Origin of the sequence: Micromonospora craterilacus, assembly GCF_003236315.1 — a bacterium.
In the GTDB taxonomy this organism is placed as follows: Bacteria; Actinomycetota; Actinomycetes; order Mycobacteriales; family Micromonosporaceae; genus Micromonospora; species Micromonospora craterilacus.
Genome location: NZ_POTY01000004.1, coordinates 21,807 through 35,792, shown reverse-complemented (window position 1 = coordinate 35,792; position 13,986 = coordinate 21,807). Strand labels below are relative to the sequence as shown.

Annotated in this window: 12 protein-coding genes; 7 read left to right on the top strand and 5 right to left on the bottom strand. The window is 71.1% G+C overall.

Features of this window, described 5'->3' with window-relative positions; all coding sequences use genetic code 11:
• Positions 1-25 precede the first annotated feature (25 nt).
• The 6 genes from C1I95_RS01480 to C1I95_RS01455 all read left to right on the top strand — a co-directional run bounded on the left by C1I95_RS01480 (position 26) and on the right by C1I95_RS01455 (position 5,469).
• Positions 26-1,006, top strand: a complete 981-nt coding sequence (locus tag C1I95_RS01480; RefSeq protein WP_111211916.1) for an aldo/keto reductase — start codon at positions 26-28, stop codon at positions 1,004-1,006.
• Between the two features lie 170 nt (positions 1,007-1,176).
• On the top strand, positions 1,177-2,262 hold the full coding sequence (locus tag C1I95_RS01475) for a FecCD family ABC transporter permease (protein ID WP_233513206.1): 1,086 nt from the start codon (positions 1,177-1,179) through the stop codon (positions 2,260-2,262).
• Positions 2,263-2,288: 26 nt separating this feature from the next.
• Positions 2,289-3,275 (top strand): ABC transporter substrate-binding protein, encoded by a 987-nt coding sequence (locus C1I95_RS01470; RefSeq protein WP_111211915.1) that lies wholly within the window; start codon positions 2,289-2,291, stop codon positions 3,273-3,275.
• Entirely contained in the window at positions 3,272-4,057 is a 786-nt protein-coding gene (locus C1I95_RS01465) for an ABC transporter ATP-binding protein (RefSeq protein ID WP_111211914.1), read from the top strand. Before C1I95_RS01470 ends, C1I95_RS01465 begins: the two co-directional genes overlap by 4 nt.
• Complete coding sequence (locus C1I95_RS01460) at positions 4,054-4,749, top strand: class I SAM-dependent methyltransferase (protein ID WP_111211913.1); 696 nt, start codon at positions 4,054-4,056, stop codon at positions 4,747-4,749. The genes C1I95_RS01465 and C1I95_RS01460 overlap by 4 nt, the downstream gene beginning before the upstream one ends.
• 60 nt (positions 4,750-4,809) lie before the next feature.
• Positions 4,810-5,469, top strand: a complete 660-nt coding sequence (locus C1I95_RS01455; protein WP_111211912.1) for a TMEM175 family protein — start codon at positions 4,810-4,812, stop codon at positions 5,467-5,469.
• Between the two features lie 40 nt (positions 5,470-5,509).
• Here C1I95_RS01455 and C1I95_RS01450 read toward each other — a convergent pair whose 3' ends face one another.
• Entirely contained in the window at positions 5,510-6,610 is a 1,101-nt protein-coding gene (locus C1I95_RS01450) for a glycosyltransferase (RefSeq protein WP_111211911.1), read from the bottom strand.
• A complete protein-coding gene (locus tag C1I95_RS01445; RefSeq protein ID WP_111211910.1) occupies positions 6,607-7,197 on the bottom strand; it encodes a TetR/AcrR family transcriptional regulator in 591 nt (196 codons plus the stop codon). Before C1I95_RS01445 ends, C1I95_RS01450 begins: the two co-directional genes overlap by 4 nt.
• Before the next feature lie 178 nt (positions 7,198-7,375).
• Here C1I95_RS01445 and C1I95_RS01440 point away from each other — a divergent pair, with 178 nt between their 5' ends.
• Positions 7,376-7,936 carry a dihydrofolate reductase family protein gene (locus C1I95_RS01440; protein ID WP_111211909.1) on the top strand — a complete coding sequence of 187 codons (561 nt, stop codon included), beginning with the start codon at positions 7,376-7,378 and terminating at the stop codon, positions 7,934-7,936.
• A gap of 37 nt (positions 7,937-7,973) precedes the next feature.
• Here C1I95_RS01440 and C1I95_RS01435 read toward each other — a convergent pair whose 3' ends face one another.
• From C1I95_RS01435 to C1I95_RS01425, 3 genes are read right to left on the bottom strand one after another with little or no spacing between them, the layout of a single operon-like run.
• A complete protein-coding gene (locus C1I95_RS01435) occupies positions 7,974-9,062 on the bottom strand; it encodes an enolase C-terminal domain-like protein (protein ID WP_111211908.1) in 1,089 nt (362 codons plus the stop codon).
• Complete coding sequence (locus C1I95_RS01430) at positions 9,059-12,154, bottom strand: FAD-binding and (Fe-S)-binding domain-containing protein (protein ID WP_111211907.1); 3,096 nt, start codon at positions 12,152-12,154, stop codon at positions 9,059-9,061. The genes C1I95_RS01435 and C1I95_RS01430 overlap by 4 nt, the downstream gene beginning before the upstream one ends.
• Complete coding sequence (locus C1I95_RS01425; protein WP_111211906.1) at positions 12,151-13,920, bottom strand: thiamine pyrophosphate-dependent enzyme; 1,770 nt, start codon at positions 13,918-13,920, stop codon at positions 12,151-12,153. The genes C1I95_RS01430 and C1I95_RS01425 overlap by 4 nt, the downstream gene beginning before the upstream one ends.
• Between the last annotated feature and the right edge of the window lie 66 nt (positions 13,921-13,986).

Below are 13,986 nucleotides of genomic sequence, written 5' to 3'. Positions count from 1 at the left end.
GCGCGCAGCGCATAGCTTCGCCGGCATGCAATACACGAAACTGGGGCGGACGGGACTCACTGTCAGCCGGATATGTGTGGGAACGATGAACTTCGGGTGGCAGCTCGGGGAGGGCGACAGCCACGCCATCCTCGACCGGGCGGTCGGAGGCGGCATCAACTTCGTGGACACCGCCGACATGTACGGGGCCCGGGACTACGAGGGCACCAGCGAGACGTACATCGGTTCCTGGTTCGCCAAGTCGGGCCGACGGGACGAGGTGGTGCTCGCCACCAAGGTCTACCAGCCGATGGGGGACGGCCCGAACGATCGTGGGCTGTCGGCGCGGCGCATCGTCGCGGCGTGTGAAGCCTCACTGCGCCGGCTCGACACCGACCGCATCGACCTCTACCAGATGCATCACGTCGACCGCGCCACGCCCTGGGAGGAGATCTGGCAGGCGATGGACCTGCTCGTCGCGCAGGGCAAGGTGCTCTACGTCGGGAGCTCCAACTTCGCCGGCTGGCACCTGGTGGCCGCGCAGGCGGCCGCGGATCAGCGGCGCTCGCTCGGCCTGGTGTCGGAGCAGTGCAAGTACAGCCTGCTGACCCGACACGTCGAACTGGAGGTGGCACCGGCCGCGCAGGCGCTCGGGATCGGCCTGCTGCCCTGGTCACCGCTGGCCCAGGGGTTGCTGTCGGGAGCCCTGCGCAAGCACCGCGACGGCGCTGCCGGCCGGACGACCACGCACGCCGCAGCCCGGGTACACGAACATCGTCAGCTCCTGGAGTCGTACGAGGAGTTCTGCGCCGAACTGGACCTGCACCCGGCCACGGTGGCGCTCGCCTGGCTGTTGTCACGCCCCGGTGTGACCGCGCCGATCGTCGGACCGCGCACCCCGGACCAGCTCGACGTGGCGCTCGAGGCGCTGGAGACGAAGCTCGACGACGACGCCCTGGCCCGGCTGAACGAACTGTTCCCGCCGGTGGGCAACGGGGGCCCCGGACCCGAGGCGTGGGCCTGGTAGAGGCCGACGCATTGCTCAGGTCGTCACCGTAGGTCGGCCGGTCGATACCAGGGCGGGCCCGCCGGACAACCCCGGGTGAACAACACCTCACTCGGCTTCCACTCCCTTGATCTTGCTGTTAGCTTTTGCCAAGTATTTGCAAGAGCCATGGGATTGCATGTGGGGGTACGGTGACGGCCACCCTGCCGAAGGGTCAGGCAGACCTGCTCGGTGTCGCCGCGCAGCGACGCCGCACCGGGGTCTGGCTAGTCGCGCTGACGGTCGGACTGATCCTGACCGGGGTGGTCGCGGTCGGCTCCGGAGCGATCGCCATTCCCCCGCTGACCGTGGCCCGGATCATCGGGCACCAGCTCGTCGGCCTGCCGGGCGAGGTGACCTGGACACCGCCGCAGGAGGCGATCGTCTGGCAGGTCCGGCTGCCCCGGGTGCTGCTGGGCATGCTGGTCGGCGCCGGCCTGGCGGTGTGCGGGGTGGCCCTACAGGCCATGGTGCGCAACGTGCTGGCCGACCCGTACCTGCTGGGCATCAACTCGGGAGCCGCCAGCGGCGCCGCGGCGGCGATCCTGTTCGGGGCCGGCGCGGGATTCGGGCAGTACGCCCTGTCCACCAGCGCCTTCCTCGGCGCGCTCGCGGCGTCGCTGCTGGTCTTCCTGATCGCCCGCAGCGGCGGCCGGGTGACCTCGATCAGGCTGCTGTTGTCCGGGGTGGCCGTCGGCTACGCGCTGTATGCCACCACCAGCTTCCTGATCTTCGCCTCCGGGTCCGCCGAAGGTGCGCGGTCGGTGATGTTCTGGCTCCTCGGGTCCCTGGGGTTGGCCCGGTGGAACGCACTGCTGGTGGTGGCCGCGGTCGTGCTGGGCGGCACGATCATCTATCTGACCGTCGTCGGGCGGCGGCTCGACGTGCTGGCCATCGGTGACGAGACCGCGCAGACCCTGGGCGTGTCACCCGACCGGTTCCGGATGCGCCTGCTCGTGGTGGTCTCGCTCAGCGTCGGCGTGCTCGTCTCCGCCGCCGGCAGCATCGGGTTCGTCGGGCTCGTCGTGCCGCACCTGGCCCGGCGCATCGTCGGGGCGCCACACGTACGCGTGGTGCCGGTGGCCGCCCTGCTCGGCGCCATCCTCCTGGTCTGGGCCGACGTGGTCGCCCGGGTCCTGCTGGCCCCGCAGGAGATCCCGATCGGCATCATCACCGCCCTGCTCGGCGCGCCCTTCCTGCTCGTCCTGATCCGCCGACTGCACGGCGCCGGCGCATGAACCCCCCATTCCGTCGAGGAGAATCGATGAAGGCAACCCGTCTCGCCGTCACCGCCACCACCTCCGCCCTCGTGCTGCTCGTCGCCGCGTGCGGCGGCGCCGGTGACGAGCCGGCGGCGCCCGGCCGGGGCAACCCGGTCACCGTCACCAACTGCGGCGTGGACGTGACCTTCGACGCCGCGCCGCAGCGGGTCGTCCTGCTCAAGAGCGCGGCCGTGCCGTACCTGCACGCACTGGGCGTGCTGGACCGGGTCACCGCGCGGGCCGGGCAGTACCCCACGGAGTACTACGACGCCGCGACCCGCACCGAGCTGGACCGGATCCCGCTGCTGACCGACAAGACCGACACCAGTGGCCACCTGCAGATCTCCAAGGAGGTGGTGATCAGTCAGCAGCCGGACCTGGTGCTCGGCGAGGTCGACAACCTCTCCCGCGACACGCTCTCGGCGGTGCACATCCCGCTGCTCGAAGAGCCCGCGATGTGCCCCGACAGCACCGACGTGCCGACCTTCGACGACATCTACGCCCAGTTGCAGACGTACGGCAGGGTGTTCGGCCGCGAGGCCGAGGCCGCCACGGCGGTCACCGCGCTCAAGGAGCGGATGACCAGAATCCAGACCGAGGCAGGTCCGTCGTCCGGACGCACGGCGGCGGTGCTCTACCCGACCGTCGGCGGGGGCACCACGTACGCCTACGGCACGGCCAGCATGGCCCACCCGCAACTGACGGCCGCCGGCTTCCGCAACGTCTTCGGCGACGTACCGGAGCGGGTCTTCGAGGTCACCGTCGAGGAACTGCTCGGCCGCAACCCGGACGTACTGATCCTGCTGTACGGCGACGGCGACCCCAAGGCCGTCGAGCAGGGGCTGACCGGTCTTCCCGGCGCCGAGAAACTCAACGCCGTCCGCTCCGGCGACGTCATGACCCAGCTGTTCAACTTCACCGAGCCGCCGACTCCGCTGTCGATCGACGGTCTCGATCGGATCGTGCAGCGGTTCAAGGCCGGCGCGTGATCCAGGCGACGGGAGTCTCCTGGCGCTACGGCGCGAACCCCGTGATCGACGGGGTCAGCGTGACCGCGCGACCCGGCCGCGTCCTCGGGCTGATCGGCCCGAACGGCAGCGGCAAGACCACCCTGCTACGCCTCCTCTACGGGGCGCTGCGCAGCGGCACCGGACAGGTCCTGGTGAACGGCGACGAGCTGTCCGGCCTGCCGTCGCGGGAGGCCGCCCGCCGGCTGGCGGTGGTCGTGCAGGAGACCGGCGGCGAAACCGCCCTGACGGTGGCGGAACTGGTGCTGCTGGGCCGCGGGCCACATCTGTCGACGTTCCAGCGCGCGGGTCGGGCGGATCACGAGATCGCCGCCCGGTGCCTGGCCCGGGTCGGTGCCACCCACCTGGGAGCGCGGGCCTTCGGCCAGCTCTCCGGCGGTGAGCGCCAGCGCGTGCTGATCGCCCGCGCCCTCGCCCAGCAGGCCACCCACCTGCTGCTCGACGAGCCCACCAACCACCTCGACATCCGCTACCAGCACGAGATCCTCCACCTGGTACGCAACCTGGACACCTGCGCCGTCGTCGTGCTGCACGACCTCAATCTCGCCGCCCGCTACTGCGACGACCTGGTGCTACTGGGCCGGGGCGGGGTGGTCGCCGCCGGCACCACCGACGAGGTTCTGGACCCCACCGTTCTCGAACCCGTCTACGGCATCGGCATCCGACGACTGGACCTCGACGGCGCCATCCACCTGCTCTTCCAACCGATCGGCCACCCCGCCAACGAGAGGACCGCGGCATGACCACGCAGGACCGCATCAACGCGTACTGGACCGGCCGCGCGCCGGGCTACGACGAATACCAGCAGCGCTCCGACCGTCTCGCCGCCGACCAGCAGGCCTGGTCGGCGATCTGGGCCCAGGCCCTACCTCCCGCGCCCCTGAACGTGCTCGACGTCGGTACCGGCACCGGGCAGGTCGCCATTGTCCTCGCCGGACTCGGCCACCGCGTCACCGGCATCGACCTCGCCGACGGCATGCTGGACCGCGCCCGCCAGCACGCCGCCGCCATGGCCAATGGTCCGGCGATCCGGCGCGGCGACGCCGTGTGCCCGGACTTTCCGGCCGCCAGCTTCGACGCGGTGACCAGCCGATACCTGATGTGGACCCTGCGCGAACCGGAGACCGCGGTGGCGAACTGGGCACGCCTGCTGCGCCCGGGCGGCACGGTCGCGGTGGTCGACAGCACCTGGTTCCCGAACGGCCTGGACAACGCCTCGGAGAACTTCGTCGGCTTCTACGACGCTCAGGTGCAGTCCGCGCTGCCGCTGGCCACCGCGAAGTCCATCGACCACACCGTGGCGGTGCTGGCGCGAGCGGGCCTGGCGGAGGTCACCGTGACGCCCCTGACATCGATCTTCGAGCTGGACCGCCAGTACGGTGTGGCGCCGAATCACGAGCACCAGATGCAGTTCCTGGTCACCGGCCGGGTCTGAGAACGGCTGGCGTACGCGAACGACAGCACCGGAGGGTGTCCGGTTCGCCAGAATCAGGGCATGAGTGAGGATTCCGCAGCCGCTAGCGCACGGCAGCGCCCCGACGTCCACCAGCGCCGTCAGCGGACGCTGCAGCGGATCACCGCGTTCACCGACGGGGGCGTGGCGATCGCCCTGACCCTGCTCGTCCTCCCGCTCGTCGACTTCGCCGATCAGAGCACGGCTCGGCAATCGGTGGCGCAACTGTTCTCCCAACACCTCGGAGACATTCTCTCCTTCGTGGTGTCGTTCCTGGTCATCGCGTTGTTCTGGCGAACACACCGGCACCTCTACGAACAGATCGTCGATTACGACGAGTTCCTCCTCGTGCTCAACACGGCATGGCTGATGGCGGTGGTCTTCCTGCCGTTTCCCACCGCGCGGCTCTTCGTCGAGACGCGCCTGCGCACCGACTCCGCGGTTCTCTACCTCAGCAACATGCTGGTCATCAGTCTCCTTGCGCTCGCCCAGGTCTGGTGGGTCGACCGCCGTTCCGCGCTGCGGGCCTCCCCAAGTCCGGGGAGGGCACGGACGCTGGCGCCGCCGGTCACGCTGTCGGTGATCTTTGCCGTGGCAACGCTGACCGCGCTCGCCTCGGCGACCGCCGGGCTGCTGGTACTCATCTTCCTGCCGCTGGTGCAGATCCTCACCGCCCGACTCTCCAGGCCACCCGCGAAGTGAACGTCCTTTCGCTCCGTTGCGGGCAGGACCCCGAGGGAGGTCAGCTGATCTGTTCGATCAGCTTGGCGGCGGTGGACGCGCCGTCTGCGGCCCGTAGCTGACTGCCGATGGTGGCGGCGGCGGTGCGGTGGGGGCCGTCGGCGAGCATGCGCTCGATGGCGGCCCGCAGAACAGTTGGCGACGACGACCGTTTCACGACCGTGGCCGCGCCGGCGCGGGCGACGGCTTTGGCGACCAGCGGCTGGTCGGCCAGCGACGACATGGGGATCAGGACCATGGGCAGGTCATGTGCCAGGGCCTGCATGGTGGTGGCGTGGCCGGCGTGGCCGACGACCATGCGTACCCGGGGCAGGATCTGCGAGTGCGGCACGAACCGGTGCACCTCCACATTGGCGGGGGCCGGGAGCTGCCGCGGGTCGACGCCGTGCCCGGTGGTGAGGGTCACCCGGACGGGCAGGTCGGCGACGGCCTGGAGGAGTGCGGTGAGCACCTTCGACTGCCCGACGTAGTAGATCGAGCTGAGGCTGATCAGGATGTGCGGCTCGTCGGCGTCATGCGGAACCGGTGTGGGCGCACCGGGTGGCCAGACCGGACCGGTGAACGCGGCGTTCGCCGGCACCGACTCGGCCAGTTCCAGCTCGCGCAAGGTCACGATCAGGTTCAGGTCGGACCGGTCCCAGAGGCGGCTCGGCGCCAGCCCTTTCACCCGCCCGGCGAGGCCGACGGCACCACGGTCCAGCCCGTTTCGCAGGAAGGCGTACAGCGTATGGGTGAGGGTGACCTGCCGGACGCCCAGATCCTGGGCGGCTCTGATGGCGCCGAGCATCATGCAGTCCACCACGGCGACGTCGGCCGGTTCCCGGCGCAGGCTCGCGGTCACATCCGTGCCGGCGGCCCGGTCGGTGCACAGCCGCAGGTAGTTCCACGCCCACCGGGCGTTGCCGACCGGCGCGGTCGCGGACCACGGGCGCGTCTGCCGATAAGGCTCGAACGGCAGCCCGACAGCCGTCACGGCGTCGCGCTGTTGCGGGTGGCCCAGCACCCGGACGGTGTGTCCACGCCGGCGCAGCTCGGCGGCGATCCCGAGCGCCGGTGGCACGTTGCCGCCACCGTCCCAGGTGACGAACAGATATGAGGTCATCGTCCTTCTCCCAAGATCGACGCGATCAGCCGCAGCATTCGTTGCTCGGCCTGCTGCCGGGGCAGGCGGCGATCGCGGGTCAGCAGCTTCCAGGTGTAGAGGTCGGTGGCGATCATCAGCAGATCGATGATCGCCTCGTGCTGGTCGGCCGGCCGGATGGCCAGGTCGGGTGCGAAGACCTCGCGCACCCAGTTGTCGTGGAACTGGCGGCCGTGCTCGGTGACGGCGTCCGTCTTGGCGCTGCCGCCCTCCTGCGCCAGCAGGCGCAGCATGGTCTCGCCCCAGCGGTCGTAATGGTCGAACAGCGCCGACACGGCGGCGTTCACGTCGCCGGCCGGCGCCGCCCGTTCGGCGGCAACCTGCTGGCGGGCGTGCGCGACCGCCGCCTCGAACAGCCCCTCCCGGCTGCCGAAGTGGCGCAGCACGGTCTGCACGCTCACCCCGGCCGCCCCGGCGATGTCGGCGAGCACGATGTCGACGGACGCCTGCCGTAGGACCAGCGCCACCGTCTCGTCGAGGATGCGTCGTCGGGTGCCGGCGGTCGCTGTCGCCCGTGCGGTCTGCACGTAGGTGCGAGGGCTTTCCATGCGCACAGTGAAGTCCCCCGGCCGATTTCATGTCAATAGCATTTACACGAAATTGGCCCGGACGGCCGAAGTGGGCGGTCAGCCGATTCAAGATCCTTTCGATACCCTGTCGAATCCGACCGACTTCGTTCGACGTTCTGGCGAGAGCACCATCGACGACTTACGGAGGAGACCCACCATGCGCTCGCTGATCGTCACCGAGTTCATGTCCCTCGACGGCGTCATCGACTCCCCCGGCGGCGGGGACGAATACCCGCACGCCGGCTGGACCGTCAAGGACGTCCAACTGGACGAAGCCGCGTCCGAGATCAAGGGTCGCGAGCAGGAGGAAGCCGGCGCGATGCTGATCGGCCGGGTCAGCTACGACGCGTTCGCACCGGTCTGGCCGACGATGGCGGAGTTCGCGGAGTACAACGCGATGCCGAAGTATGTCGTGTCCTCCACCCTCCGCGACCCGCAGTGGCAAAACACCACCGTGCTGCGCTCGCTCGACGAGGTCGCCGAGCTCAAGCAGGGCGACGGCGGCGCGATCCTGGTGCACGGCAGCGCCACCCTCGCGCAGGGTCTCGCCGCCGCCGGCCTGGTCGACCGGTACCACCTGTTGATCTTTCCGATTCTCCTCGGCGGCGGGAAGCGGCTCTTTGCCACGGAGGACGCCGACAAGCAGAAACTGACGCTGGTCGAGCACACCACGTACGCCAACGGCGTCCAGCTGGCGGTCTACGACGTCGTCCGCTGAGGTCCGGCCCACCATCGCCGGCCGCTCGTCGCCCAGGTCAGGCCACCCGGTACCGCTGGGCGCGGTCCGCGCGGAACTCCACGCCGGTGCCGGGTCGGTCCATCGGCACCGGAACGGCGCCGCCCGTGGCCGGCTGCACACCGTCGAAGAGCATCGACTCGATCCGTACGTGGTCGTGGAACCATTCCAGGTGCCGCAGGTTGGGCGTGGCGGCGGCGACGGGGAGATGCTGGTGCGGGGCGCAGTGACCGGAGACCTGCAACCCGGTGGCGTCGGCCACCGCGGCGATCCGGAGGAACTCGCTGATTCCGCCGCAGCGGGTGACGTCGATCTGGAGGCAGTCGACGTGCGGGGCCATCCGGTGGAAGTAGACCAGGTCGAAGCCGTACTCCCCCGCTGCCACGTCGGGCAGCACTCGGTCGCGGACCAGGCCGAGCCCGTCCAGGTCGTCGGAGCTGACCGGTTCCTCGTACCAGCGCACGTTCAGCTCGGCCGCGGCGTGGGCGACCCTGATCGCCTGCTTGCGCTGGTAGGCGCCGTTGGCGTCGACGTACAGCTCGGCGTCGTCGCCGATGGTGCGCCGGGCGGCGGCCATCCGCGCCAGGTCCCGCGTCACCTCGGTGCCGCAGGACTCACCGATCTTGATTTTGACCCGGGGGATGCCCTGCTCGTGCACCCAGCCGGCGAGTTGCCGATGCTGGCGCTCGTCGTCGTAGGTGGTGAATCCGCCGCTGCCGTAGACCGGCACGTGCCGGCGGGCGGTGCCGAGCAGTCGGGCCAGTGGCAGGTCGTGCCGGCGAGCCTTGAGGTCCCAGAGCGCGCAGTCGGCGGCGGAGAGGGCGAGCCCGGCGATGCCGGGGCGGCCGGCGTTGCGTACCTGTCGTTGCATCGCCGTCCAGACGGCCGGCACGTCGTCCGGGTCCAGGTCGCCGACGACCGGGGCGAGCAGGTCGGGGACCACCGCCGCGGCCGCCGCCGGGCCGTAGGTCCAGCCGATCCCGGTGCGGCCGTCCGCCTCGGCCCGGACCAGCACCAGGGTCGTGGCCGTCCAGGCCAGCGTGCCGTCCCCCTCGGGGCCGTCGGTCGGTATCCGGTACGCCTCGGCGGTCAGCCGTAGGCCGGTCACCGGGTCATCCGGCGGGCGAGCGCCACCACCGGGGCGAGGGCGGCGAGCCCCACCAGGGCGGCGGCGATCCACCTGGCCGCCGGTGACGGCGGTCCGGGGCGGTCCGCGAACACCGCCTCGGGACGCGGCGGCACCGGGGCGCCCGTCAGCCCGGCCCGGAGCAGTTCGGCGAGGTGGATCGCCGACCGGCCGCCGGCGGCGCTCTGCTCGACCTGGGTACGGCAGCTGAACCCGTCGGCGAGGATGACGTCGGTGTCGGCGGCGTCCCGGACGGCGGGCAGCAGCACCCGTTCGGCACAGGCCGTGGAGACCTCGTAGTGCCCCTGCTCGAAGCCGAAGTTGCCGGCCAGGCCGCAGCATCCGGAGTCGAGGAAGTCGGCCCGTACCCCGGCCGCCGCGAGCACCGCCTGGTCGGCGGCGGTGCCGAGGATGGCGTGCTGATGGCAGTGGGTCTGGATCAGTGCGTGCGCCGGGATCCGCGGCGGCTGCCAGCCCGGGCTGTGGTCGTGCAGCAGCTCGGCGAGGGTGACGGTCTGCTCGCGCAGCCGGGTGACGTCGTCGTCGCCGGGGAACAGGTCGTGGGCGTCGCTGCGGAAGACCGCGGTGCAGGACGGCTCCAGCCCCACCACCCGGGTGCCGGCCCGCAGGTGCGGGCGGAGCACCTGCACCGTGCGTTGCAGGACCCGTTTCGCGATGCCGAGCTGTCCGGTGGAGATCCAGGTCAGGCCGCAGCAGACGGGCTGGTCCGGCACCCGTACCCGCCATCCGGCGGCCTCCAGCACCTCCACGGCGGCCCGGCCGATCCCCGGGTGGAGGTGGTTGGTGAAGGTGTCCGGCCAGAGCAGCACCTCGCCGCGGGAGCCGTCGCCCTGGGGGGTCCGGCGGGCGAACCAGCGTTGGAACGACTCCGGGGCGAACAGCGGAATGTCGCGGTGCTGGTCGATGCCGCCGACCGCCTTCGCGATCCGGCCCAGCCCGGGTGCCTGCGCCAGCGCGTTCACCACCCGGGGCGCGATCGCGGCGGCGGCGGCCGCCGCCGGCAGCCAGCCCATCGAGTAGTGCGACCGGGGGCGGAGCCGGCCGGCGTAGTGGTGCGACAGGAACTCCGCCTTGTAGGTGGCCATGTCCACGTTGACCGGGCAGTCCGCCTTGCAGCCCTTGCAGGCCAGGCAGAGGTCCAGCGCGTCGCGCACCGCCTCGGAGCGCCAGCCGTCGCCGATGGTGCCGCCCCGGGCGGTGCCGTCGAGCATCTCGAACAGCAGCCGGGCCCGGCCCCGGGTGGAGTGCTCCTCCTCCCGGGTGACCATGTACGACGGGCACATCACCCCGCCGTGCGGTCGCCGGCAGTTGCCGACGCCGACGCAGCGCCGCACCGCCCGACCGAAGCTGCCGGAGTCCTCGGGGTAGTGGAAGTTCGTCTGCCAACCGCCGTGGTTGTAGTCGACGCCCAGTCGGAGGTGACTGTCCAGCGGGTAGGGCGCGACCAGCTTGCCGGGATTCATCCGGTTGTCCGCGTCGAAGATGGCTTTGAACTGCCCGAACGCGCGGATCAGCCGGTCGCCGAACATCTTCGGCAGCAGTTCGCCCCGGGACTGCCCGTCGCCGTGCTCACCGGAGAAGGAGCCGCCGTACGAGACGACCAGGTCGGCGGCGCGCTCGACGAACGAGCGGTACTGCCGAACGCCGTCGGCGCTGGTCAGCCGGAACGGGATCCGGGTGTGTACGCACCCCTGCCCGAAGTGCCCGTACAGCGACGCCTGTTCGAAGCCGTACTCCCGGAACAGCGCGTCGAGATCCCGCAGGTAGTCGCCGAGCCGTTCCGGCGCGACCGCCGAGTCCTCCCAGCCCTCCCAGGTGTCGGCCTCGCCGGGCACCCGGGCCGTGGCACCGAGGCCGGACTCGCGGACCCCCCACATCTGCTGCTCGTGGGCCTCGTCGTCGAAGCGGTGCACGGTCGGCCCGCCGTCGCGCCGCAACGCGTCCAGCATCCGCGCGACGGCCGCCTCCGCCTGCTCCGGCGTGTCGCCGCCCAGCTGGACCATCAGCCAGCCGCCACCCTGCGGCAGCAGGTGCAGGGCGGCGGGGTGCAGCTGCTTGCGCTTCTCGAAGTTGATCAGTTTGTCGTCGAGACCCTCGAGCGCGATCGGACGGTGCGGCAGGACGCGCGGCACGTCGTCGGCCGCGGCGGCGATGTCCGGGTAGCCGAGGAACACCATCGCCTTGGCCGGCACCACCGGGACCAGCTTCAGCCGGGCCCGCAGCACGGTGACCAACGTGCTCTCGGATCCGACCAGCGCCTGCGCCAGGTGGAAGTTCCGCTCCGGCAGCAGGCTGTCCAGGTTGTAGCCGGACACCCGCCGCGGGATGTCCGGGTAGCGGGTGCGGATGTCGCTCAGGTACTCGTCGCGCAGGGCCCGCAGCTGGCGGTAGATCTCGGCCGGTCGGCCGCCCCGGCGCTGGATTTCGGCGTACTGCTCGTCGCTGGTCTCGCCGACCCACATCCGGGTGCCGTCGTAGAGCAACACCTCCATCTCGGCGAGGTTGTCGACCGTCTTGCCGGTGCTCTGCGCCGTCGACCCGCAGGAGTTGTTGCCGATCATCCCACCGATGGTGCAGTGGTCATGGGTGGACGGCAGCGGACCGAACTCCAGCCGGTACGGGGCCAGCAGCTCGTTGAGCGTGTCCAGCACGATGCCCGGCTCCACCAGGCAGGTCTTCGCCTCGGCGTCCACCTCGATCAGCCGGTTGCAGTACTTCGACCAGTCGATCACGACGGCGGTGTTCGTGCACTCGCCGGCCAGGCTGGTGCCGCCGCCCCGGGACAGCATCGGCACGCCGAGCTGGCGACACACCTCGATGGTGGCGACGGCGGCGTCGACGGTACGCGGCACCACCACGCCGAGCGGGACCTGCCGGTAGTTGGAGCCGTCCGTCGAGTACGCTGCGCGTGAACCGGCGTCGAACCGGACCTCGCCGTCGACCACCGGCCGCAGCCGGGCGGCCAGGGCGGTCAGGTCCACGGCGGTGGCGGGTGCGGGCGCCCGGGTCACCGGGTCGGGCAGCGCGACGGGGCGAGCGGGAGCCCGGGTCACGAGCGCAGCTCGTTGATCTTGTCGCGGGCCACGGTGGCAAGCGTGGCGGCCTTGTGCGGCTGGCCGCGCAGAAACGCCTCGGTGAAGTGTTTGGCCTGGTCGTAACCGACCTTGCCGGGCATCGGCGGCTCGTTCGGGTTGACGTCGCAGTCCACCAGCGCCGGGCCGGGGTGGGCGAGGGCCTCACGAATCGCCCCGGGCAGTGACTTCGGGTCGCTGATCTTCGCGCCGTACCCGCCGCAGGCCCGCGCCCAGGCGGCGAAGTCGGCCTCCGGCTGCCGGTGCCGCACCGCGTACTCCGGATAGCCGAGGACGATCTGCTCCCAGAGGATCTGCCCGTACGAGTTGTTGTTGTTGACGATCACCTTGACCGGCAGGTCGTGCCGCACGGCGGTGAGGAACTCCGCCATCAGCATGGCGAACCCGCCGTCACCGACGAAGGCGATGACCTGCCGGCCCGGGTACGCGTGCTGCATGGCGACCGCGTACGGCAGTCCGGGCGCCATGGTGGCCAGGTTGCCGGAGAGGTAGAACTCCCGGTTGCCGCGGATGGTCCAGTGCCGGGCCGCCCAGGTGGCGACGGTGCCGGAGTCGCAGGTCAGGATGGCGTCCGAGGTGGCCGCCTCGTCCACGCAGCTCATCAGGTACTGCGGGGCGATCGGGTCGCGGCTCGGATCCTGCAGGGCGGTCATGTCCGCACGCCAGGCGTCCCGCTCGCGCTGGTACTTGGTCAGGAAGGACCGGTCGGTGCGGGTCTGCAGCATCGGCAGCAGTTGCTGCAACGCGAGCCGGGCGTCGGCGGTGACCGCCGCGTCCACCGGCAGCCGCATGCCGATCAGGCTGGCGTCGATGTCGATCTGGACCACCCGCGCCTGCCCCGGCGCGGGCAGGTACTTCCCGTACGGGAAGGAGGTGCCGACCATCAGCAGGGTGTCGCACTCCTCCATCAGCTCTTCGCTCGGCTTGGTGCCGAGCAGGCCGAGGCCGCCGGTGGTGAGCGGGTGGTCGTCCGGCACCACCAGCTTGCCGGAGAGGGTCTTGACGATCGGGCTGGCCAGGGCGTCGGCCACCGCGATCACCTCGTCCCGGGCCCGGCGGGCGCCGATCCCGACCAGCATGGCGACCTTCCGGCCGGCGTTGAGCACCTCCGCGGCGCGGGCCAGGTCGGCTTGCGCCGCCGGCACCGGCGGCTGCGACAGCACCGCACTGCTGGTCGGCGGCGCTCCCGGGCTGACGCTCCGGTACGGGTCCTCGCCGGCGGGGGCGACCTGCACGTCGTTGGGGAAGGACAGGTGGGCCACCGTCCGCTTCGCCAGGGCGTGGCGGATGGCGATGTCGACCACCCCGGGCAACTGCCGCGGGTTGGTCACCATCAGGTTGTACGCCTCCGCGACGTCCTGGTAGAGCAGCGGGGTGTGCACCTCCTGCTGGTAGTGCGCGCCGAGCACCGACGTCTCCTGCATGCCGGTGATGGCCAGCACGGGCACGTGGTCGAGCTTGGCGTCGTACAGCCCGTTGAGCAGGTGAATGGCGCCGGGCCCGGAGGTGGCGGCGCAGACCCCCAGCCGCCCGGTCGCCTTGGCGTACCCGGTGGCCATGAAGGCCGCCGCCTCCTCGTGGTGCACCAGCACGAAGCGAAGCTTCTCCCGCTGCCGGCGGAAGCCCTCCATCAAGCCGTTGATGCCGTCGCCGGGCAGGCCGAACACGGTGTCGACCCCCCACTCCACCAGTCTCCGAGCCAGGCTCTCGCCCACGATCTCCTGCACGTCGTCCTCCTCGCGTACCCGGAGCTGCGTCCGTCGTCGTCCGTGTCGCGCTGCTCCAGGTCAGCG

Bases quoted from the DNA above. Each gene is read 5' to 3' on its own strand.
- C1I95_RS01480 (WP_111211916.1), top strand. From the start codon at position 26: ATGCAATACACGAAACTGGGGCGGACGGGACTCACTGTCAGCCGGATA.
- C1I95_RS01470 (WP_111211915.1), top strand. From the start codon at position 2,289: ATGAAGGCAACCCGTCTCGCCGTCACCGCCACCACCTCCGCCCTCGTG.
- C1I95_RS01460 (WP_111211913.1), top strand. From the start codon at position 4,054: ATGACCACGCAGGACCGCATCAACGCGTACTGGACCGGCCGCGCGCCG.
- C1I95_RS01455 (WP_111211912.1), top strand. From the start codon at position 4,810: ATGAGTGAGGATTCCGCAGCCGCTAGCGCACGGCAGCGCCCCGACGTC.
- C1I95_RS01450 (WP_111211911.1), bottom strand. From the start codon at position 6,610: ATGACCTCATATCTGTTCGTCACCTGGGACGGTGGCGGCAACGTGCCA.
- C1I95_RS01445 (WP_111211910.1), bottom strand. From the start codon at position 7,197: ATGGAAAGCCCTCGCACCTACGTGCAGACCGCACGGGCGACAGCGACC.
- C1I95_RS01440 (WP_111211909.1), top strand. From the start codon at position 7,376: ATGCGCTCGCTGATCGTCACCGAGTTCATGTCCCTCGACGGCGTCATC.